Here is a 19,591-nt window from a genome sequence, read left to right as displayed (position 1 = left end):
GTCGGTGGCGACTGAACTCGACGATATCATAGCCACTATTTACGAGGCCTCGGTCTTTCCGGAACGCTGGCCTGCCGTTATTTCCGCTATCTGCAAAACGGGCGATTTCTTCATCGGAGCAACCACGGCAAGCAGCGGCGCGCTCGGCACCTGGATGCTCACCCCGAACGCCGGCATATTATTCGATGATTTCGTCGCCGGTGGCTGGGCCGAAAGGAACGAGCGACTGGAGAGGGCCGTGAAAAAAGGCCAATATTCCTTCGTTCAGGATTTCGACCTGTTTTCCGAAAACGAATGGCAGGAATTGCCCATCTATCGTGACTTTCTTGTTCCGCGCGGTTTCGGCTACGGCACCGCGACGGTGATCCCCACGCCCGGTGCGCGCCAGATGGTGGTGATCTTCGAGCGCAGGCTCGAGCAAGGACGGATCGGTCCCCAATCGATCGACATGCTCAACCGCCTGCGGCCGCATCTGGCTCGCGGCATGCTTTTGTCAGCCGAGATGGAACGGCAAAGCGCTCAGAAAATGCTGATCGGCCTGTCCGCCATCGGTGCGCCTGCGGCAGTTGTCGCAGCCGACCGCCGCGTCATTGCCGCCAACGGTGATTTCGAAGAGTTGAACCAGATCACGTTTCTCAGCCGCGACATGCTTGCCCTCAAGGATCCCAAGGCGCATTCGCAGCTTGTCGAGGGCTTGAAATTGTTCAGTGGTGACGCCGTGCAATCCATCCCCTTGCCTGGCGGCGATGATAGGGACGCATGTGTCCTGCATATCGTGCCGCTGCAGAAGGATGCCCGCGATCTTGCGCCTTCGGCTGCGGCAATCGTCGTTGTCTCGAAACCGACGGAAACGCCGGACGGCGTTTTCCCGATCCTGCGCGGGCTTTATGATCTGACGAGAGGCGAGGCGAGGGTGGCATCCGAAATGCTGTCCGGCCATGCTCTGCCGGTCGTGGCCGAAAACCTGAACCTGTCGCATGAGACGGTTCGCAGCGTCGCGAAGTCCATCTATGCAAAGACGGCAAGCGCCGGACATGCCGACCTGATCCGCCGGCTGTCCGTTGTCACGCGGTATTCGCCGCAAGGCAATTGAGCGGTTATTCGAAACGGATGATGGCGACTTCGCCTTCGAGCGCGCCCTGATAGGCCGATGCGTGCGGCTCTTCGTTCGGCTCGTCGGTCAACACGCCGATCTGGTCGAGGTCGGCCTCGATGAAACCTTCCTCGGTGAGGGCATTCAACGCCTCGCGCACGGCAGAATCGTCGTCGGGGGCGCGCAGCATGATGTGAAGGTCGATGCCTTCGCCGCCCTTCACTTCATATCCCTTGCCGATGATGATAAAGACCATCGGGCCGTCGAGGTTGTTGTCGTTGTCGGGGTTGGCGATCATGGTCTGCTCCGAAGGCGATTCCCGGTCATTAGCCCAAAGGGCTGACCGAAAGGATTGTTCCAGCCTTCTTTAGTGTGGTCTGATGCGATTCCCAAACACTATTGGCGCGGACGCGCAAAATGTCACGAAACCTTGTCTGCCAAGGTTCCCGAAAGGGCGGCAAACCAAGGGTTTCGGGCATTAATTTCCCGGTAGCACTTGACGGGCAGGGGGGAAAACAGTACACGCCCCGCATCGGATGCGATGTGAGGCTTGTCCGTCCGGGATGACTCGTTCCGGAATACGCCTCAAACAAGCCTCCATACGCACGTTTAAGACACGAATGCTGCACGCATGACGCATGAGGAATGCGTCCTCTGCCTTCTGTGGTTCATCCGGATACGGATCGGGCCACGTTTAGCGCATGAGGAAATGTGTGTGCCGCCGCCGGAAACGGCACCATATCGGCCCGAGAGGGTACTGAAAACACGTAAGGGATGGGTATATGCCTACCGTAAACCAGCTGATCCGTAAGCCCCGTCAGGCAAACGTAAAGCGTAACAAGGTTCCTGCACTGCAGGAAAACCCGCAGAAGCGCGGCGTTTGCACCCGCGTCTACACGACGACCCCGAAGAAGCCGAACTCGGCTCTCCGTAAGGTTGCCAAGATCCGTCTGACCAATGGCTTCGAAGTCATCGGCTACATTCCGGGTGAAGGTCACAACCTGCAGGAACACTCTGTCGTCATGATCCGTGGCGGCCGCGTCAAGGACTTGCCGGGCGTTCGTTACCACATCATCCGCGGCGTTCTCGATACCCAGGGTGTCAAGAACCGTAAGCAGCGCCGTTCGAAGTACGGTGCGAAGCGTCCGAAGTAATCCTTCGGGCTTTCCAGATTTTTTGGCGCTGCGCGAGGTTCTCCGCGTGATAAAGCGCCCCGTAACAATTGAGAGACAAGAAGTATGTCCAGACGCCATAGTGCAGAAAAGCGCGAGATCAACCCGGATCCGAAGTTCGGTGATCTCATCGTTACGAAGTTCATGAATGCCATCATGCTCCACGGCAAGAAGTCTGTTGCCGAAAGCATCGTTTACGGCGCGTTTGACGTCGTGCAGGGCAAATCCAAGGGTGATCCGCTGGCCGTCTTCCATTCGGCGCTCGACAATGTCGCGCCGCATGTTGAAGTCCGTTCGCGCCGCGTCGGTGGTGCGACCTACCAGGTTCCGGTCGACGTGCGTCCGGAACGCCGCCAGGCTCTCGCGATCCGCTGGGTTATTGCTGCTGCCCGCAAGCGCAACGAAACGACGATGGTCGATCGCCTTTCCGGCGAACTCATGGACGCCGCAAACAACCGCGGCTCGGCTGTCAAGAAGCGTGAAGACACGCACAAGATGGCTGACGCGAACCGCGCATTCTCGCACTACCGTTGGTAATCCTCATCCGATCGAATTTCGAAAGGCAGTCCTATGGCTCGCGAGTATAAAATCGAAGACTACCGAAATTTCGGTATCATGGCGCATATCGACGCCGGCAAGACCACGACCACCGAGCGTATCCTTTATTACACCGGTAAGTCGCACAAGATCGGCGAAGTTCACGACGGCGCAGCCACGATGGACTGGATGGAGCAGGAGCAGGAGCGTGGCATCACGATCACGTCTGCTGCGACCACGACCTTCTGGAAGGGCCGTGACGGCAAGATGCGCCGCTTCAACATCATCGACACCCCCGGCCACGTCGACTTCACCATCGAAGTCGAACGTTCGCTGCGCGTTCTCGACGGTGCGATCGCTCTTCTCGACGCCAACGCAGGCGTAGAGCCGCAGACGGAAACCGTCTGGCGTCAGGCCGAGAAGTACAACGTTCCGCGCATGATCTTCTGCAACAAGATGGACAAGACCGGTGCGGACTTCTATCGCTCGGTCGAGATGATCAAGACCCGCCTCGGCGCAACGGCTGTCGTCATGCAGCTGCCGATCGGTGCAGAAACCGAGTTCAAGGGCGTTGTCGACCTGATCGAGATGAACGCTCTCGTCTGGCGCGATGAATCGCTTGGCGCGCAGTGGGACGTCGTGGAAATTCCGGAAGATCTCAAGGATCGTGCCGAAGAATACCGCGAGAAGCTCATCGAGACGGTCGTCGAAGTCGACGAGCAGGCTCTGGAAGACTACCTGAACGGCATCATGCCGGACAACGAGAAGATCCGCGCCCTGGTTCGCCGCGGCACGATCGACGTCAAGTTCCACCCGATGTTCTGCGGCACTGCCTTCAAGAACAAGGGCGTTCAGCCGCTTCTCGACGCCGTTGTCGAATACCTGCCGTCGCCGCTCGATATTCCGGCGATCAAGGGCATCGACTTCAAGACCGAAGCTGAGATCGAGCGTCACGCTGACGATAGCGAGCCGCTTGCGATGCTGGCGTTCAAGATCATGAACGACCCCTTCGTCGGTTCGCTGACGTTCGCCCGCATCTACTCGGGCAAGCTCGAAAAGGGCGTATCTGTCATCAACACGGTCAAGGACAAGCGCGAGCGTGTCGGCCGTATGTTGCAGATGCACTCGAATTCCCGTGAAGACATCGAAGAAGCCTTTGCAGGCGACATCGTTGCTCTCGCCGGCCTCAAGGAAACCACCACTGGCGATACGCTCTGCGATCCGCTGAAGCCGGTTATTCTTGAGCGCATGGAATTCCCCGAGCCGGTCATCCAGATCGCGATCGAGCCGAAGTCCAAGGGCGACCAGGAAAAGATGGGCCTCGCGCTCAACCGCCTGGCAGCTGAAGACCCGTCGTTCCGCGTCAAGACCGACCAGGAATCCGGCCAGACGATCATTGCAGGCATGGGCGAACTTCACCTCGACATTCTCGTCGACCGTATGCGTCGCGAGTTCAAGGTTGAAGCCAACGTCGGTGCTCCGCAGGTTGCTTACCGCGAAACCATCACGCGCCAGCACGAAGAAGACTACACGCACAAGAAGCAGTCCGGTGGTACCGGTCAGTTCGCGCGCGTCAAGATCGTCTTCGAACCGAACCCGGAAGGCGAAGAGTTCAAGTTCGAGTCCAAGATCGTCGGTGGTTCTGTTCCGAAGGAATACATCCCGGGCGTTCAGAAGGGTATCGAAAGCGTTCTGTCTTCGGGTCCGCTCGCTGGCTTCCCGATGCTGGGCGTCAAGGCGACCCTCATCGACGGCGCCTTCCACGACGTCGACTCGTCGGTTCTCGCCTTCGAAATCGCATCGCGTGCCTGCTTCCGTGAAGCAGCCAAGAAGGCCGGCGCTCAGCTGCTCGAGCCGATGATGAAGGTCGAAGTCGTGACGCCGGAAGATTATGTCGGCGACGTTATCGGCGACCTGAACTCCCGTCGTGGCCAGATCCAGGGCCAGGAACAGCGCGGCATAGCGATCGTGATCAACGCTCACGTGCCGCTGGCGAACATGTTCAAGTACGTCGACAACCTGCGCTCCATGTCCCAGGGCCGCGCGCAGTATTCGATGACTTTCGACCACTACGCACCGGTTCCGAACAACGTCGCAACCGAAATCCAGGCTAAGTACTCCGGTCAGAAGTGACCGGGGTAACCCCGCCCAACAATTTGAGAGATAACCCCTGACGGGGAAAAGAACGGAGAGCCGGAAATGGCAAAGAGCAAGTTTGAGCGCAATAAGCCGCACGTCAACATCGGCACGATTGGTCACGTTGACCATGGCAAGACGTCGCTGACAGCCGCGATCACGAAGTATTTCGGCGAGTTCAAGGCGTATGACCAGATCGACGCAGCGCCGGAAGAAAAGGCACGTGGCATCACCATTTCGACGGCTCACGTCGAATACGAGACGCCTGCTCGTCACTATGCTCACGTTGACTGCCCCGGCCACGCCGACTACGTCAAGAACATGATCACCGGTGCCGCACAGATGGACGGTGCGATCCTGGTTTGCTCTGCAGCTGACGGCCCGATGCCGCAGACGCGCGAGCACATCCTGCTCGCTCGCCAGGTTGGCGTTCCGGCAATCGTCGTGTTCCTGAACAAGGTCGACCAGGTCGACGACGCAGAACTTCTGGAGCTCGTCGAACTGGAAGTTCGCGAACTTCTGTCGTCCTACGACTTCCCGGGCGACGACATTCCGATCGTCAAGGGTTCGGCACTGGCCGCTCTCGAAGATTCCGACAAGAAGATCGGCGAAGACGCGATCCGCGAACTGATGGCGGCTGTCGATGCCTACATCCCGACGCCTGAGCGTCCGATCAACATGCCGTTCCTGATGCCGATCGAAGACGTGTTCTCGATCTCGGGTCGTGGTACGGTCGTGACCGGTCGCGTCGAGCGCGGCATCGTCAAGGTTGGTGAAGAAGTCGAGATCGTCGGCATCCGCGCCACCTCGAAGACCACCGTCACCGGCGTTGAAATGTTCCGCAAGCTGCTCGACCAGGGTCAGGCCGGCGACAACATCGGCGCTCTGGTTCGCGGTGTTAACCGTGATGGCGTCGAGCGTGGCCAGATCCTGTGCAAGCCGGGTTCGGTCAAGCCGCACAAGAAGTTCATGGCAGAAGCCTACATCCTGACGAAGGAAGAAGGCGGCCGTCATACGCCGTTCTTCACCAACTACCGTCCGCAGTTCTACTTCCGCACGACGGACGTCACGGGTATCGTTTCGCTGCCGGAAGGCACGGAAATGGTTATGCCTGGCGACAACGTCACGGTTTCGGTCGAGCTGATCGTTCCGATCGCCATGGAAGAAAAGCTGCGCTTCGCAATCCGCGAAGGCGGCCGTACCGTCGGCGCAGGCATCGTTGCCTCGATCATCGAGTAATTGATCCAAATAAATCGACGCAGACCAGATCTGCGTCGGTTGCATGGATTTCTTTTAAGCAAGCGGCCCAAAGCCGCTTGCTTATGACATAAAAATGTAGCAAATGGCGCGCGAGCGCAATTTGCCCCTGCTTCGGTTCATTGATTGAATCAATGGGTGGGGCGGCAATCAATAGACATAAGGTGGGCCGAATGGCCCGAAGACTGGAATGGGATGCAGCTCGCGTCCTCTTCGATCTTTGAAACCGGTGGTCCCGCCTTAGGAAAACGAACAACCCGTGTCCTGTCGTTAGGCACGGAGGTACAGATAACAAGGATAACGTCGAATGAACGGCCAAAATATCCGCATTCGCCTTAAGGCATTCGATCACCGGATTCTCGACGCTTCTACGCGCGAGATCGTGTCGACGGCGAAGCGCACCGGAGCTAGTGTCCGGGGCCCCGTTCCGCTTCCGACCCGCATCGAGAAGTTTACGGTTAACCGGTCCCCCCACATCGACAAGAAGAGCCGCGAGCAGTTCGAGATGCGCACCCATAAGCGCCTTCTCGACATCGTTGACCCGACGCCCCAGACGGTAGACGCGCTGATGAAGCTCGATCTCGCCGCAGGCGTCGATGTTGAGATCAAGCTCTGAGACCGAGGTCTCGAGCTGAGTGAGAAGGATTGAACCGATGCGTTCAGGTGTAATTGCACAGAAGGTGGGTATGACCCGCGTCTACAATGACGCTGGCGAGCATATCCCGGTAACCGTATTGCGGCTGGAGAACTGCCAGGTCGTCGCACAGCGCACTGTCGAGAAGAACGGTTATACCGCTCTTCAGCTGGGTGCAGGCGCGGCCAAGGTGAAGAACACCTCCAAGGCTGAGCGCGGCAGTTTTGCTGTCGCCAATGTCGAGCCGAAGGCGAAGCTCATCGAGTTTCGTGTTTCCGAAGACAATTTGATCGAAGTCGGCACCGAGCTGAAGGCGGACCATTTCTCCGCTGGCCAGCTGGTTGACGTAACCGGTACCTCGATCGGTAAGGGTTTCGCCGGCGCCATGAAGCGCCATAACTTCGGTGGTCTGCGTGCCACGCACGGTGTGTCCGTTTCGCACCGTTCGCATGGTTCGACTGGTAACAACCAGGATCCGGGCAAAGTCTGGAAGGGCAAGCGCATGGCTGGTCATATGGGCCAGACGCGTATCACCACGCAGAACCTCGAAGTTGTCTCCACCGATGAAGGCCGCGGCCTGATCCTCGTCAAGGGTGCCGTCCCCGGCTCCAAGGGCGCCTGGATCGAAGTTCGCGATGCCGTCAAGTCGGCCGCGAAGTAAGGGAGCCAGGAACATGGAATTTAACGTCAAGACCCTTGAGGGAAAAGACGCCGGCAAGGTCTCCCTGTCAGATGCGATCTTCGGCCTCGACCCTCGCGAGGACATCCTCGCACGTATGGTGCGTTACCAGCTCGCCAAGAAGCAGCAGGGTTCGCACAAGACGCTGACCCGCGCCGAAGTGTCGCGCACCGGCGCCAAGATGTACAAGCAGAAGGGTACGGGCCGCGCTCGTCACCATTCGGCACGCGCTCCGCAGTTCCGCGGCGGTGGTCGGGCTCATGGTCCAGTTGTCCGTAGCCACGAGCATGACCTTCCCAAGAAGGTTCGCGCTCTTGCCCTGCGTCACGCCCTGTCTGCAAAGATGAAGGCTGAAGACCTGATCATCGTCGACAACCTGGTTGCTGCTGAAGCAAAGACCAAGCTGCTCGCCGGTTCGTTCGAGACGCTCGGCCTCACCAACGTGCTCTTCATCGGCGGCGCCGAGCTTGACAATAACTTCAAGCTTGCTGCTCAGAACATCCCGAACGTGGACGTTCTGCCGGTACAGGGCATCAATGTTTACGACATTCTGCGTCGCGGCAAGCTCGTGCTGTCGAAGGCCGCAGTTGAAGCTCTAGAGGAGCGTTTCAAGTGACCGATCTTCGCCACTATGATGTGATCGTATCTCCCTCGATCACCGAAAAGTCGACGCTGGTATCCGAACAGAACCAGGTTGTCTTCAACGTTGCCAAGACTGCTTCGAAGCCTGAAATCAAGGCTGCCGTAGAAGCACTCTTCGGTGTGAAGGTCACTGCCGTCAATACGCTGGTCCGCAAGGGCAAGGTGAAGCGCTTCAAGGGCTTCACCGGCAAGCAGAAGGACGTCAAGAAGGCTGTCGTCACCCTGGCCGAAGGTCAGACGATCGACGTCTCCACCGGTCTCTGAGGTAAAGTACAATGGCACTTAAAAGCTACAATCCGACGACCCCGAGCCAGCGTCAGCTGGTCATCGTCGACCGCTCGGGCCTCTGGAAGGGCAAGCCGGTCAAGACGCTCACCGAAGGTCTGTCCAAGAAGGGCGGCCGCAACAACCTCGGTCGCATCACCGTGCGCTACCAGGGTGGTGGTCACAAGCGTTCCTACCGTCTCGTTGACTTCAAGCGTCGCAAGTTCGACATCGAAGGCACCGTAGAGCGTCTGGAATACGACCCGAACCGCACCGCGTTCATCGCGCTCATCACCTACACGGATGGCGACCAGGCCTACATCCTCGCTCCGCAGCGCCTCGCTGCCGGCGATAAGGTCATCGCTTCCGACAAGGCTGTCGACGTGAAGCCGGGCAACACCATGCCGCTGCAGTACATTCCGGTTGGCTCGATCGTTCATAACGTCGAGATGAAGCCGGGCAAGGGCGGTCAGATCGCCCGTTCGGCAGGCACCTACGTTCAGCTCGTCGGCCGCGACCAGGGCATGGCGATCCTTCGCCTGAACTCCGGCGAACAGCGCCTCGTTCCGGGCTCCTGCCTGGCAACCATCGGCGCCGTTTCCAACCCGGACCACGGCAACATCAACGACGGCAAGGCCGGTCGTTCCGTATGGCGTGGCAAGCGTCCGCACGTTCGCGGCGTTGTCATGAACCCGGTCGACCATCCGCACGGCGGTGGTGAAGGCCGCACCTCCGGTGGTCGCCATCCGGTGACCCCGTGGGGCAAGCCGACCAAGGGCAAGCGTACGCGTTCGAACAAGTCCACGGACAAGTTCATCATGCGTTCGCGCCACGTGAAGAAGTAAGAGAGGAAGTCGTTCAATGGCTCGTTCAGTATGGAAAGGTCCGTTTGTTGACGGCTATCTTCTCAAGAAGGCTGAGAAGGTGCGCGAAGGCGGACGTGCAGAAGTCATCAAGATCTGGAGCCGTCGCTCCACGATCTTGCCGCAGTTCGTTGGTTTGACGTTTGGCGTCTACAACGGTTCGAAGCATATTCCGGTCGGCGTCAACGAAGACATGGTCGGACATAAGTTCGGTGAATTCGCTCCCACCCGTACCTATTACGGTCACGGCGCGGACAAGAAGGCGAAGAGGAAGTAATCATGGCGAAGGCTAAGACCGAACGCCGGCTGAAGGACAACGAGGCGCAGGCAGTTGCGCGCACGCTCCGCGTCAGCCCCCAGAAGCTGAACCTCGTTGCCGCTCTCATCCGCGGCAAGAAGGTGGATCGCGCGCTCGCCGAACTCGAGTTCTCCCGCAAGCGTATCGCCGGCACCGTGAAGAAGACCCTCGAGTCTGCTATCGCAAACGCCGAAAACAACCATGACCTCGATGTCGACAGCCTGGTCGTTGCAGAAGCATACGTCGGCAAGTCGATCGTGATGAAGCGCTTCCACGCTCGTGGCCGCGGCCGTGCATCGCGCATCGAAAAGCCGTTCGCGCATCTGACGATCGTCGTTCGCGAAGTCGAGGAAAAAGGGGAGGCCGCATAATGGGCCAGAAAATTAATCCGATCGGCTTCCGCCTCGGCATTAACCGTACCTGGGACAGCCGTTGGTTCGCCGACAATGCCGAATACGGCCAGCTGCTCCACGAAGACCTGAAGATCCGCGCCTACCTGATGAAGGAACTCAAGCAGGCCGGTATCGCCAAGGTCGTCATCGAGCGTCCGCACAAGAAGTGCCGCGTCACGATCCACTCGGCTCGCCCGGGTCTGATCATCGGCAAGAAGGGTGCAGACATCGAAAAGCTTCGCAAGACGCTTTCCACGATGACCAACTCGGAAACGCACCTCAACATCGTTGAAGTGCGCAAGCCGGAAATCGACTCGACGCTCGTCGCCCAGTCGATCGCCCAGCAGCTCGAGCGCCGCGTGGCTTTCCGCCGTGCGATGAAGCGTGCCGTTCAGTCGGCCATGCGTCTCGGTGCAGAAGGCATCAAGATCACCTGCGCCGGCCGTCTCGGTGGTGCAGAAATCGCCCGTACGGAATGGTACCGCGAAGGTCGCGTTCCGCTTCACACGCTGCGTGCAGACATCGACTACGGTACGGCTGAAGCCGAAACCGCATTCGGCATCTGCGGCATCAAGGTCTGGATCTTCAAGGGCGAAATCCTTGAGCACGATCCGATGGCTTCTGAGCGTCGTGCGATGGAAGGTGATGCACAGGGTCCCGCAAGCCGTGAACGCGGCGATCGTGGCGACCGTGGTGATCGCCGTCGCGAACGCGAAAACGCTTGATCAACGCTGGCGAAAGATAAGCTCGGAGAAGTAATAAAATGTTGCAGCCAAAGCGTACCAAGTACCGCAAGCAGTTCAAGGGTCGCATCAAGGGTGTGGCCAAGGGCGGCTTCGACCTGGCTTTCGGCGAATTCGGCCTGAAGTCGCTGGAACCCAACCGCGTCAACGCCCGCGAGATCGAGGCGGCCCGCCGCGCGATCACGCGTGCCATGAAGCGCGCCGGTCGTGTCTGGATCCGCGTGTTTCCGGACGTTCCGGTCACCGCCAAGCCGACCGAAGTGCGTATGGGTAAAGGTAAGGGCGGCGTCGAATACTGGGCGTGCAAGGTCAAGCCCGGTCGTATGATGTTCGAGATCGATGGTGTTCCGGAGGAACTCGCTCGCGAGGCCCTCACTCTCGGCGCCGCCAAGCTCTCGGTTAAGACGCGCTTCGTACAGCGCATCGCAGAGTAAGGAGAAGGCAAGATGAAAGCCGAAGACGTTCGCGGCCTCACCGCCGATCAGCTCAAGGACAAGCTTGGCGACCTGAAGAAGGAGCAGTTCAACCTGCGCTTCCAGAAGGCCACCGGTCAGCTCGAAAAGTCCTCGCGCATCAACGAAGTTCGCAAGGACATCGCTCGCGTGAAAACCATTGCCCGCCAGAAGGCGGCAGAAGCCAAGGCCTAAGGAAGAATAATATGCCGAAACGCATTCTGCAGGGCGTAGTCGTTTCCGACAAGAACGAGAAGACCGTTGTTGTCCGCGTCGAGCGCCGCTTCGCGCATCCGCTGCTTCAGAAGACGGTCCGCCGTTCGAAGAAGTACAAGGCGCATGACGAAAACAACCAGTACAAGGTAGGTGATATCGTTTCCATCGAGGAATGCGCACCGATCTCCAAGGACAAGACCTGGACGGTTATCTCCGCCCAGGCCTAATTAATACAGTTTTGTGCCGGGCAGGGGCTTTGGGCCTTGCGTCCGGCACAGAATCCTGTAAGAAGCACGCCACTGGCGTGGAACGCTCGGCAACGAGCGTTCTTTTGCTTTGAGCGCAGGGAAGGTCCTTTTAAGGAAACCACCTTGGCAAGACCCCACCCGCGCACATGAAATTCTGTCCATAGCCGGCTCCGAGCGTTTCTGACGCCCGGTCGCTCCGGTTCATTAGAAAAAGGCGACCTGACATGATTCAGATGCAAACAAACCTCGACGTGGCGGATAATTCCGGCGCACGTCGTGTCATGTGCATCAAGGTGCTGGGCGGCTCCAAGCGCAAGTATGCTTCGATCGGCGACGTTATCGTCGTTTCGATCAAGGAAGCTATCCCGCGCGGCCGCGTCAAGAAGGGTGACGTGATGAAGGCGGTAGTTGTGCGTACCGCCAAGGACATCCGTCGTCCGGACGGCAGCGTCATCCGCTTCGATAACAACGCAGCGGTTCTCATCGACAACAAGAAAGAGCCGATCGGCACCCGTATCTTCGGACCGGTTCCGCGCGAACTTCGCGCCAAGAACCATATGAAGATCATCTCGCTGGCTCCGGAAGTTCTGTAAGAGGGAGCGGGACACATGAACAAGATCAAGAAGGGCGACAACGTCGTCGTATTGGCAGGCAAGGACAAGGGCCGTACCGGCGAAGTTCTCCAGGTCATGCCTAAGGAAGATCGCGCATTCGTGCGTGGCATCAACATGGTGAAGCGCCACCAGCGTCAGTCTCAGACGCAGGAAGCCGGCATCATCAACAAGGAAGCGTCCATTCATCTGTCGAACATCGCGATCGTCGCGAAAGACGGCAAGCCGACCCGCGTTGGCTTCTCCGTCGTCGACGGCAAGAAGGTGCGTGTCGCCAAGCGTACGGGAGATGTGATCGATGGCTGAGGCAAAGTATGAGCCGCGGCTCAAGGCAGACTACAACGCGCGCATCCGCGCCGCGTTGAAGGAGCAGTTCTCCTACGCAAACGACATGATGATCCCCAAGCTGGACAAGATCGTCATCAACATGGGCGTGGGCGAAGCTACCGCCGACTCCAAGAAGCCCACTGTCGCAGCTGCCGACCTTGCAGCGATCGCCGGCCAGAAGCCGGTCATCACGAAGGCCCGCAACTCGATTGCAGGCTTCAAGGTTCGCGAACACATGCCGATCGGCGCGAAGGTTACCCTGCGCGGCGCCCGCATGTACGAATTCATGGATCGCCTGATCAACATCGCGCTTCCGCGCGTTCGCGACTTCCGCGGCCTGAACCCGAAGTCCTTTGACGGCCGTGGCAACTTCGCCATGGGCCTCAAGGAACACATCGTGTTCCCTGAGATCAACTACGACAAGGTTGATCAGATGTGGGGCATGGACATCATCGTTTGCACGACGGCTACCAAGGACGACGAAGCACGGGCTCTTCTGAAAGAGTTCAACTTCCCGTTCCGCCAGTAACCGTAACGACGAGCGTTAAAAAGGAACTCCGATATGGCGAAGACCAGCGCAGTTGAAAAGAACAAGCGCCGCCGCAAGACCGTTGCCAACCAGGCTGCCAAGCGTGCAGTCCTGAAGGCGACCATCATGAACCAGGAACTTCCGATCGAAGAGCGGTTCAAGGCAACTATCAAGCTCGCCTCGCTTTCGCGCGATGGCTCGAAGACGCGTATCCGCAACCGTTGCGAAGTCACCGGTCGTCCGCGCGCTTTCTATCGCAAGCTCAAGATGTCGCGTATCGCGCTTCGTGAGCTGGGCAATCTCGGCAAGGTGCCGGGCATTGTTAAGTCGAGCTGGTAAGGAGATCGTTAGATGACCATGACTGATCCCTTGGGCGATATGCTCACCCGTATCCGCAACGGCGCAGCCCGCCGCAAGTCGACCGTTTCCACGCCTGCTTCCAAGCTGCGTGCACGCGTTCTCGACGTTCTGCAGGCTGAAGGCTACATCCGCGGTTATTCGGAAATCGATTACGGTAACGGCAAGGCCGAGATCGAAATCGAACTCAAGTACTATGAAGGCGCGTCGGTGATCCGCGAGATCGGCCGCGTGTCCAAGCCGGGCCGCCGAGTTTATGTCTCGGTCAAGTCCATTCCGCAGGTGTTTAACGGCCTCGGTATCACTATCCTTTCGACTCCGAAGGGTGTGATGGCCGATCACCAGGCTCGCGAACAGAACGTAGGCGGCGAGGTTCTCTGCTCGGTCTTCTAAGATCAGAGCAGGGGAACTCCATAACGGACAGACAGGATTAAAAATGTCTCGTATCGGTAAAAAAGCCGTCCAGGTTCCGGCAGGTGTGACGGCGACCGTCGATGGCCAGAAGGTCACCGCAAAGGGCCCGAAGGGCGAGCTGTTTTTCGTCGCCAACGACGAAATCAAGCTCGGCTTCGAAAACAACTCTGTTTCGGTCGCCCCGGTCAGCCAGACCAAGGATGCTCGTTCCAAGTGGGGCATGTCCCGCACGATGATCGAGAACATCTTCAAGGGTGTTAAGGACGGTTTCGAACGCAAGCTCGAAATCAACGGCGTCGGTTACCGCGCATCACTGCAGGGCAAGAACCTGCAGCTGCAGCTCGGCTTTTCCCACGACGTGGTTTATGAAGCCCCGCAGGGCATCACCATTGCCGTGCCGAAGCCGACGGAAATCGTCATCTCCGGCATCAACAAGCAGCAGGTCGGTCAGGTAGCCGCGGAAATCCGCGAATACCGTGGTCCCGAGCCCTACAAGGGCAAAGGCGTCAAGTACGCTGAGGAACGGATCGTCCGCAAGGAAGGCAAGAAGAAGTAAGGACGCGGAATCATGGCAACTCGTAAAGAAGCACTCACCAAGCGTGCGAGCCGTGTTCGCCGCCAGATCAAGAAGGTCGCAAACGGCCGTCCGCGTCTGTCGGTTCACCGCTCCTCGAAGAACATCTACGTTCAGATCATCGACGATGTCGCCGGCCGCACGCTTGCTGCCGCTTCGACCCTCGACGCAGGTCTGCGCACCTCGCTCAAGACCGGTGCTGACGTTGCAGCTGCTGCTGCCGTCGGCAAGCTGGTCGCCGAGCGTGCCGAAAAGGCTGGCGTGAAGGAAGTCGTGTTCGATCGCGGCGCCTTCATCTATCACGGCCGTATCAAGGCACTTGCCGAAGCTGCCCGCGAAGGCGGTCTGAGCTTCTAAGAAATTTCGCCCGATCTTTCCCGTGAAGGGGAGGGTCGGGCGAATTGCGGTTCGCCGCACCTTCCGGAATTTCCGGATTCCGTCGCAATGCCGGGAAATTTCCTGGGATCGCTTGGAATAAGACGGAGCCGATCAGAACGAAAAGTTCGATCTGCTTCATTGGGTTAACCTGCCGTTCCACCCGCAAAAGAAAAAGGACAAGGACAATGGCACAGGAAAGAAAGGGCCAGCGCGAAGACCGCCAGGCCCGTGAAGAGCGCGACAGCGAATTCGTTGACAAGCTCGTAGCAATTAATCGCGTCGCCAAGGTCGTCAAGGGCGGCCGTCGCTTCGGTTTCGCAGCTCTCGTCGTCGTCGGCGACCAGAAGGGCCGCGTCGGCTTCGGCCATGGCAAGGCACGTGAAGTGCCGGAAGCCATCCGCAAGGCGACCGAATCCGCCAAGCGCGACCTGATCTTCGTACCGCTGCGCGACGGCCGTACGCTGCATCACGACGTCAATGGCCGTCACGGCGCCGGCAAGGTTCTGCTGCGCTCGGCCAAGGCCGGTACGGGTATCATCGCAGGCGGCCCGATGCGCGCTGTCTTCGAAACCCTCGGCATGCATGACGTCGTCGCCAAGTCGACCGGTTCCTCGAACCCTTACAACATGGTTCGCGCTACCTTCGACGCTCTGAAGCACCAGGTACACCCGAAGGACGTAGCAGCACAGCGCGGCATCAAGTATGCAACGCTTCAGGCTCGCCGCGCCGCTTCCGGCAATGCCGCGGAAGAATAAGAGGGACCTGACTCATGGCTAAGGCTACGAAGAAGACAGAAGCAAAGACGGTTACCGTTCAACAGACCGGCAGCCCCATCCGCCGCCCGGCCGTACAGCGTGCAACGCTGATCGGTCTCGGCCTCAACAAGCTGCACCGGACCAGCACTCTGGAAGATACCCCTTCCGTTCGTGGCATGATCCGCGCTGTCCAGCATCTCGTCCGCGTCGTTGACGAGAAGTGAGGATTTGACCATGAAACTCAATGAGATCAAGGACAACGAAGGTTCGTCCAAGGACCGTATCCGCGTAGGTCGCGGTATCGGTTCCGGCAAGGGCAAGACCGGTGGTCGCGGCGTCAAGGGTCAGAAGGCTCGTTCGGGCGTTGCCATCAACGGCTTCGAAGGCGGTCAGATGCCCATCTACCGTCGCCTGCCGAAGCGCGGCTTCACCAACATCTTCAAGTCTGAATACGCAACCGTATCGCTCGGCCGTATCCAGACCGCGATCGATGCCGGCAAGCTGGATGCCAAGGCAACCGTTGACGCAGCCGCCCTCAAGGCAGCCGGCGTCATCCGTCGCCCGAAGGACGGTGTCCGTATCCTCGCCGACGGCGAGCTGACGGCAAAGGTTTCGATCGAAGTCGCCGGCGCCTCCAAGGCTGCCGTCGAGAAGATCGAAAAGAGCGGTGGCTCGATCAAGCTGCTCGTCGTAGCTGCTGAATCTGCCGCAGAATAAATCGTTTAGAATCGCCCGGTTTGAGCTTCACACCGGGCGATTTTATCTCCATATGTGAGCCTCACGATCCATTCGGTCCACCGGACTTTCACCAGGTACCAGCTGGCCGGGATCATACGGAAAACAGGGTGAGGCATCCGGTTGCTTTCGCAATCTCCGCGCCCGGTTTTTTGAACCAGAATTGTTAGACGACTTTCCGGACCAGGCACTTTCCCCGCCGCCGGAGAATGGGTCGGGCGGAGAATTGCATGGCGTCTGCAGCGGAACAACTTGCCTCCAATCTGAATTTTTCCACCTTCGCCAAGGCAGAGGATCTCAAGAAGCGGCTGTGGTTCACGCTTGCTGCTCTCCTCGTTTACCGCCTCGGCACGCATATCCCGCTTCCGGGCTTGAACCCCGAAGCGTATGCGCAGGCCTTCCGCGGCCAGGCCGGCGGCATCCTCGGCCTCTTCAACATGTTTTCGGGCGGCGCCGTCGAGCGCATGGCGATCTTCGCGCTCGGCATCATGCCTTACATTTCCGCATCGATCATTGTGCAGCTGATGACTTCGGTCGTTCCCTCGCTTGAAAACCTCAAGAAGGAAGGCGAACAGGGCCGCAAGATCATCAACCAGTACACCCGTTACGGTACCGTCCTTCTCGGCACGCTGCAGGCCTATGGTATCGCGGCCGGCCTCGAGAGCGGCAACGGTCTCGTTCTCGATCCGGGCTGGTTCTTCAAGCTTTCCACTGTCGTGACGCTGCTTGGCGGCACCATGTTCCTGATGTGGCTCGGCGAGCAGATCACCTCGCGCGGCATCGGCAACGGCATCTCGCTGATCATTTTCTCCGGTATCGCCGCAGGTCTTCCGACCGCGCTCGCCGGTACGCTGGAACTGGGCCGCACCGGCGCTCTGCCGACGGCACTGATTCTCACAGTTCTCATCGTTGCGATCATCGTCATTGCACTGATCGTCTTCGTCGAACGCGCCCAGCGCCGTCTGTTGATCCAGTATCCGAAGCGTCAAGTTGGCAACCGCATGTTCCAGGGCGATACGTCGCACCTTCCGCTGAAACTCAACACGTCTGGCGTCATTCCGGCGATCTTCGCGTCCTCGCTGCTGCTTCTGCCGGCGACTGCTGCGGGTTTTGCCGGCAATAGCGAACTTCCCAGCTGGGCGACCGCGATCATCTCGTCGCTCGGCCACGGCCAGCCGCTGTTCATGCTGCTTTACGGCCTGCTGATCGCCTTCTTCGCCTTCTTCTACACGGCTATCGTCTTCAATCCGAAGGACACGGCCGATAACCTGAAGAAGCATGGCGGCTTCATTCCGGGCATCCGTCCGGGCGAGCGTACCGCTGAGTATATCGATTATGTGCTGACCCGGATCACGGTCATCGGCGCGATCTACCTTGTCGTCGTCTGCATTCTGCCGGAATTCCTGGTGGCCCGCACCGGCGTGCCATTAGCCCTTGGTGGTACTTCGCTTTTGATCATCGTGAGTGTAACCCTTGATACGGTTGCGCAGATTCAGGGACACCTCATTGCTCAGCAGTATGAGGGCCTGATCAAGAAGTCGAAATTGCGTGGAGGAAAGAGGGGACGATGAGACTGATTCTGTTAGGACCGCCGGGCGCGGGTAAGGGGACCCAGGCCCAGCGGATCGTGGAGAAGCACGGCATCCCGCAGCTCTCCACGGGTGATATGCTGCGTGCGGCGGTAACCGCCGAGACGGAAGTCGGCAAGCGCGCCAAGGCTGTCATGGACGCCGGCAACCTCGTTTCCGACGAAATCGTCAATGCGATCGTTTCCGAACGCATTGACCAGCCGGATTGTGCCAACGGCTTCATACTCGACGGTTATCCGCGCACCTTGGTGCAGGCTGACGCAGTCGAGGTGATGCTCAAGCAGAAGGGTCTGGCGCTGGACGTTGCGATCGAATTGGCTGTTGACGATTCGGCCATGGTCGGCCGCATCCTCCACCGTGCGGAAGAAGCCCGCGCCGCCGGCCAGCCGGTCCGTAAGGACGACAACGCAGAAATCTACGCCGATCGTCTGCGTGCCTATTACAAGAGCACGGCGCCGCTGATCGGCTACTATCATGCCAAGGGCAAGCTGAAGAGCATCGACGGCATGGCGTCGATGGACCAGGTTACCGGCGAAATCGAAAATATCCTGTCGGCTCTTTGAGCCGTCATTGAACTATTAAAGAATCTTGGGGTCGGCGGTTGCAATTCAACGCTGATTCCGTTAAACACCGCGCCAACTCGCGACATGTTTGAGCGATTGGCGCGGATTTCCGCAAGGGCATCCGGGGCTGATCGTTTTGAGCTGTCTCGTATGGTATTGAACTGGCGGCTCAAGATGGTCGCTTTCATGGAAGAAGTACCGCTTGCCGGATGGCAACCGGAACCAAGGAGAATAGGCGTGGCACGTATCGCTGGCGTCAACATCCCGACTGCGAAGCGCGTTGTCATCGCGCTGACCTACATTCACGGGATCGGCCCGAAATTCGCACAGGAAATCATGGAGAAGACCGGTCTGGCCGCTGACAAGCGCGTCCACCAGCTGACCGACTCCGAAGTCCTGCAGATCCGCGAAACCATCGACCGTGATTATCAGGTCGAAGGCGATCTTCGTCGCGAAACCGCGATGAACATCAAGCGTCTGATGGACCTTGGCTGCTACCGCGGCCTGCGTCACCGTCGTGGCCTCCCGGTCCGCGGTCAGCGCACGCACACCAACGCCCGCACCCGCAAGGGCCCGGCGAAGGCGATCGCAGGTAAGAAGAAGTAATTTTGGATGGACGTCGCAAGCGGACAGGGTTCTGTCCGCTGTTTTGTGACGTTTCGTTCCAAGGTGGAGCCGCTGGAATTACGGCGGTGCAGAGATCAACGAAAGGGATAAAATGGCCAAGGAAGCCACCCGCGTCCGTAGACGCGAGCGTAAAAATATCACGTCGGGCGTTGCCCACGTCAATTCTACCTTCAACAACACGATGATCACCATCACCGACGCACAGGGCAATGCTATTGCCTGGTCGTCTGCTGGTGCCAAGGGCTTCAAGGGTTCGCGCAAGTCGACCCCGTTCGCGGCTCAGATCGCTGCCGAAGACTGCGCCAAGAAGGCTCAGGAGCATGGCATGAAGTCGCTGGAAGTCGAAGTTTGCGGTCCGGGTTCCGGCCGTGAATCGGCTCTGCGCGCTCTCCAGGCTGCCGGCTTCATGATCACCTCGATCCGCGACGTGACCCCGATCCCGCACAACGGCTGCCGCCCGCGCAAGAAGCGCCGCGTCTGATCGTCGGAATTCGAGAAGCCGCCGA

Annotated in this window: 31 protein-coding genes; 30 read left to right on the top strand and 1 reads right to left on the bottom strand. The window is 59.0% G+C overall.

Annotated elements, in window-relative coordinates; all coding sequences use genetic code 11:
- The first annotated feature begins 4 nt into the window (after nt 1-4).
- On the top strand, nt 5-1,093 hold the full coding sequence (locus KX729_RS02450; RefSeq protein ID WP_312990539.1) for a helix-turn-helix transcriptional regulator: 1,089 nt from the start codon (nt 5-7) through the stop codon (nt 1,091-1,093).
- Nucleotides 1,094-1,097: 4 nt separating this feature from the next.
- On the opposite strand, the gene KX729_RS02445 is transcribed toward KX729_RS02450, so the two are convergent.
- Nucleotides 1,098-1,391 carry a transcriptional regulator gene (locus tag KX729_RS02445; RefSeq protein WP_219740840.1) on the bottom strand — a complete coding sequence of 98 codons (294 nt, stop codon included), beginning with the start codon at nt 1,389-1,391 and terminating at the stop codon, nt 1,098-1,100.
- Nucleotides 1,392-1,875: 484 nt separating this feature from the next.
- Here KX729_RS02445 and rpsL point away from each other — a divergent pair, with 484 nt between their 5' ends.
- The 29 genes from rpsL to rpsK all read left to right on the top strand — a co-directional run bounded on the left by rpsL (nt 1,876) and on the right by rpsK (nt 19,566).
- Nucleotides 1,876-2,247 (top strand): 30S ribosomal protein S12, encoded by a 372-nt coding sequence (rpsL, locus tag KX729_RS02440; RefSeq protein WP_003547537.1) that lies wholly within the window; start codon nt 1,876-1,878, stop codon nt 2,245-2,247.
- Between the two features lie 84 nt (nt 2,248-2,331).
- On the top strand, nt 2,332-2,802 hold the full coding sequence (gene rpsG, locus KX729_RS02435) for a 30S ribosomal protein S7 (RefSeq protein ID WP_219740839.1): 471 nt from the start codon (nt 2,332-2,334) through the stop codon (nt 2,800-2,802).
- Nucleotides 2,803-2,835: 33 nt separating this feature from the next.
- Nucleotides 2,836-4,935: an elongation factor G gene (fusA, locus tag KX729_RS02430; RefSeq protein WP_219740838.1), complete on the top strand. Its 2,100-nt coding sequence runs from the start codon at nt 2,836-2,838 to the stop codon at nt 4,933-4,935.
- Nucleotides 4,936-5,001: 66 nt separating this feature from the next.
- Entirely contained in the window at nt 5,002-6,177 is a 1,176-nt protein-coding gene (gene tuf, locus KX729_RS02425) for an elongation factor Tu (RefSeq protein ID WP_219740837.1), read from the top strand.
- 325 nt (nt 6,178-6,502) lie between these two features.
- A complete protein-coding gene (gene rpsJ / locus KX729_RS02420) occupies nt 6,503-6,811 on the top strand; it encodes a 30S ribosomal protein S10 (RefSeq protein ID WP_003547547.1) in 309 nt (102 codons plus the stop codon).
- A 37-nt stretch (nt 6,812-6,848) separates the two neighbouring features.
- Nucleotides 6,849-7,490 carry a 50S ribosomal protein L3 gene (gene rplC, locus KX729_RS02415; RefSeq protein ID WP_219740836.1) on the top strand — a complete coding sequence of 214 codons (642 nt, stop codon included), beginning with the start codon at nt 6,849-6,851 and terminating at the stop codon, nt 7,488-7,490.
- A gap of 13 nt (nt 7,491-7,503) precedes the next feature.
- Nucleotides 7,504-8,124: a 50S ribosomal protein L4 gene (gene rplD, locus KX729_RS02410; protein ID WP_219740835.1), complete on the top strand. Its 621-nt coding sequence runs from the start codon at nt 7,504-7,506 to the stop codon at nt 8,122-8,124.
- On the top strand, nt 8,121-8,414 hold the full coding sequence (locus KX729_RS02405) for a 50S ribosomal protein L23 (protein WP_219740834.1): 294 nt from the start codon (nt 8,121-8,123) through the stop codon (nt 8,412-8,414). Before rplD ends, KX729_RS02405 begins: the two co-directional genes overlap by 4 nt.
- A gap of 11 nt (nt 8,415-8,425) precedes the next feature.
- The gene (rplB, locus tag KX729_RS02400; RefSeq protein ID WP_219740833.1) at nt 8,426-9,259 is read left to right on the top strand and encodes a 50S ribosomal protein L2; all 834 of its coding nucleotides are present in this window, start codon (nt 8,426-8,428) and stop codon (nt 9,257-9,259) included.
- Between the two features lie 16 nt (nt 9,260-9,275).
- Nucleotides 9,276-9,554, top strand: coding sequence for a 30S ribosomal protein S19 (gene rpsS, locus KX729_RS02395; protein WP_219740832.1), 279 nt, complete (start codon nt 9,276-9,278; stop codon nt 9,552-9,554).
- Nucleotides 9,555-9,556: 2 nt separating this feature from the next.
- The gene (gene rplV / locus KX729_RS02390) at nt 9,557-9,946 is read left to right on the top strand and encodes a 50S ribosomal protein L22 (protein WP_219740831.1); all 390 of its coding nucleotides are present in this window, start codon (nt 9,557-9,559) and stop codon (nt 9,944-9,946) included.
- Complete coding sequence (rpsC, locus tag KX729_RS02385; protein ID WP_219740830.1) at nt 9,946-10,692, top strand: 30S ribosomal protein S3; 747 nt, start codon at nt 9,946-9,948, stop codon at nt 10,690-10,692. Before rplV ends, rpsC begins: the two co-directional genes overlap by 1 nt.
- A 38-nt stretch (nt 10,693-10,730) precedes the next feature.
- Nucleotides 10,731-11,144, top strand: coding sequence for a 50S ribosomal protein L16 (rplP, locus tag KX729_RS02380; RefSeq protein WP_219740829.1), 414 nt, complete (start codon nt 10,731-10,733; stop codon nt 11,142-11,144).
- A 12-nt stretch (nt 11,145-11,156) separates the two neighbouring features.
- Nucleotides 11,157-11,357, top strand: coding sequence for a 50S ribosomal protein L29 (rpmC, locus tag KX729_RS02375; protein ID WP_219740828.1), 201 nt, complete (start codon nt 11,157-11,159; stop codon nt 11,355-11,357).
- 11 nt (nt 11,358-11,368) lie between these two features.
- Nucleotides 11,369-11,605, top strand: coding sequence for a 30S ribosomal protein S17 (gene rpsQ / locus KX729_RS02370; RefSeq protein WP_219740827.1), 237 nt, complete (start codon nt 11,369-11,371; stop codon nt 11,603-11,605).
- Between the two features lie 245 nt (nt 11,606-11,850).
- A complete protein-coding gene (gene rplN / locus KX729_RS02365; protein ID WP_105374405.1) occupies nt 11,851-12,219 on the top strand; it encodes a 50S ribosomal protein L14 in 369 nt (122 codons plus the stop codon).
- Nucleotides 12,220-12,234: 15 nt separating this feature from the next.
- A complete protein-coding gene (gene rplX, locus KX729_RS02360) occupies nt 12,235-12,543 on the top strand; it encodes a 50S ribosomal protein L24 (protein ID WP_219740826.1) in 309 nt (102 codons plus the stop codon).
- Nucleotides 12,536-13,093: a 50S ribosomal protein L5 gene (rplE, locus tag KX729_RS02355; RefSeq protein ID WP_219740825.1), complete on the top strand. Its 558-nt coding sequence runs from the start codon at nt 12,536-12,538 to the stop codon at nt 13,091-13,093. The genes rplX and rplE overlap by 8 nt, the downstream gene beginning before the upstream one ends.
- A gap of 33 nt (nt 13,094-13,126) precedes the next feature.
- Nucleotides 13,127-13,432: a 30S ribosomal protein S14 gene (gene rpsN / locus KX729_RS02350; protein WP_219740824.1), complete on the top strand. Its 306-nt coding sequence runs from the start codon at nt 13,127-13,129 to the stop codon at nt 13,430-13,432.
- Nucleotides 13,433-13,444: 12 nt separating this feature from the next.
- On the top strand, nt 13,445-13,843 hold the full coding sequence (gene rpsH / locus KX729_RS02345; protein ID WP_219740823.1) for a 30S ribosomal protein S8: 399 nt from the start codon (nt 13,445-13,447) through the stop codon (nt 13,841-13,843).
- 43 nt (nt 13,844-13,886) lie between these two features.
- Nucleotides 13,887-14,420, top strand: coding sequence for a 50S ribosomal protein L6 (gene rplF / locus KX729_RS02340; protein WP_219740822.1), 534 nt, complete (start codon nt 13,887-13,889; stop codon nt 14,418-14,420).
- Nucleotides 14,421-14,432: 12 nt separating this feature from the next.
- A complete protein-coding gene (gene rplR, locus KX729_RS02335) occupies nt 14,433-14,795 on the top strand; it encodes a 50S ribosomal protein L18 (protein WP_219740821.1) in 363 nt (120 codons plus the stop codon).
- Nucleotides 14,796-15,001: 206 nt separating this feature from the next.
- Nucleotides 15,002-15,571 (top strand): 30S ribosomal protein S5, encoded by a 570-nt coding sequence (rpsE, locus tag KX729_RS02330; protein WP_219740820.1) that lies wholly within the window; start codon nt 15,002-15,004, stop codon nt 15,569-15,571.
- 14 nt (nt 15,572-15,585) lie between these two features.
- The gene (gene rpmD / locus KX729_RS02325) at nt 15,586-15,795 is read left to right on the top strand and encodes a 50S ribosomal protein L30 (RefSeq protein ID WP_219740819.1); all 210 of its coding nucleotides are present in this window, start codon (nt 15,586-15,588) and stop codon (nt 15,793-15,795) included.
- Between the two features lie 10 nt (nt 15,796-15,805).
- Nucleotides 15,806-16,288, top strand: coding sequence for a 50S ribosomal protein L15 (gene rplO / locus KX729_RS02320; RefSeq protein WP_219740818.1), 483 nt, complete (start codon nt 15,806-15,808; stop codon nt 16,286-16,288).
- Between the two features lie 248 nt (nt 16,289-16,536).
- Nucleotides 16,537-17,877, top strand: a complete 1,341-nt coding sequence (gene secY / locus KX729_RS02315; protein ID WP_219740817.1) for a preprotein translocase subunit SecY — start codon at nt 16,537-16,539, stop codon at nt 17,875-17,877.
- Nucleotides 17,874-18,458, top strand: a complete 585-nt coding sequence (locus tag KX729_RS02310) for an adenylate kinase (RefSeq protein WP_219740816.1) — start codon at nt 17,874-17,876, stop codon at nt 18,456-18,458. The genes secY and KX729_RS02310 overlap by 4 nt, the downstream gene beginning before the upstream one ends.
- A 237-nt stretch (nt 18,459-18,695) precedes the next feature.
- Complete coding sequence (gene rpsM, locus KX729_RS02305) at nt 18,696-19,064, top strand: 30S ribosomal protein S13 (protein WP_219740815.1); 369 nt, start codon at nt 18,696-18,698, stop codon at nt 19,062-19,064.
- 112 nt (nt 19,065-19,176) lie between these two features.
- Nucleotides 19,177-19,566: a 30S ribosomal protein S11 gene (gene rpsK, locus KX729_RS02300; RefSeq protein ID WP_007766864.1), complete on the top strand. Its 390-nt coding sequence runs from the start codon at nt 19,177-19,179 to the stop codon at nt 19,564-19,566.
- The last annotated feature ends 25 nt before the right edge of the window (nt 19,567-19,591 follow it).

This window comes from Neorhizobium populisoli (genome assembly GCF_019430945.1).
Lineage (GTDB): Bacteria > Pseudomonadota > Alphaproteobacteria > Rhizobiales > Rhizobiaceae > Neorhizobium > Neorhizobium populisoli.
This window is presented reverse-complemented; position numbering and strand designations above follow the sequence as displayed.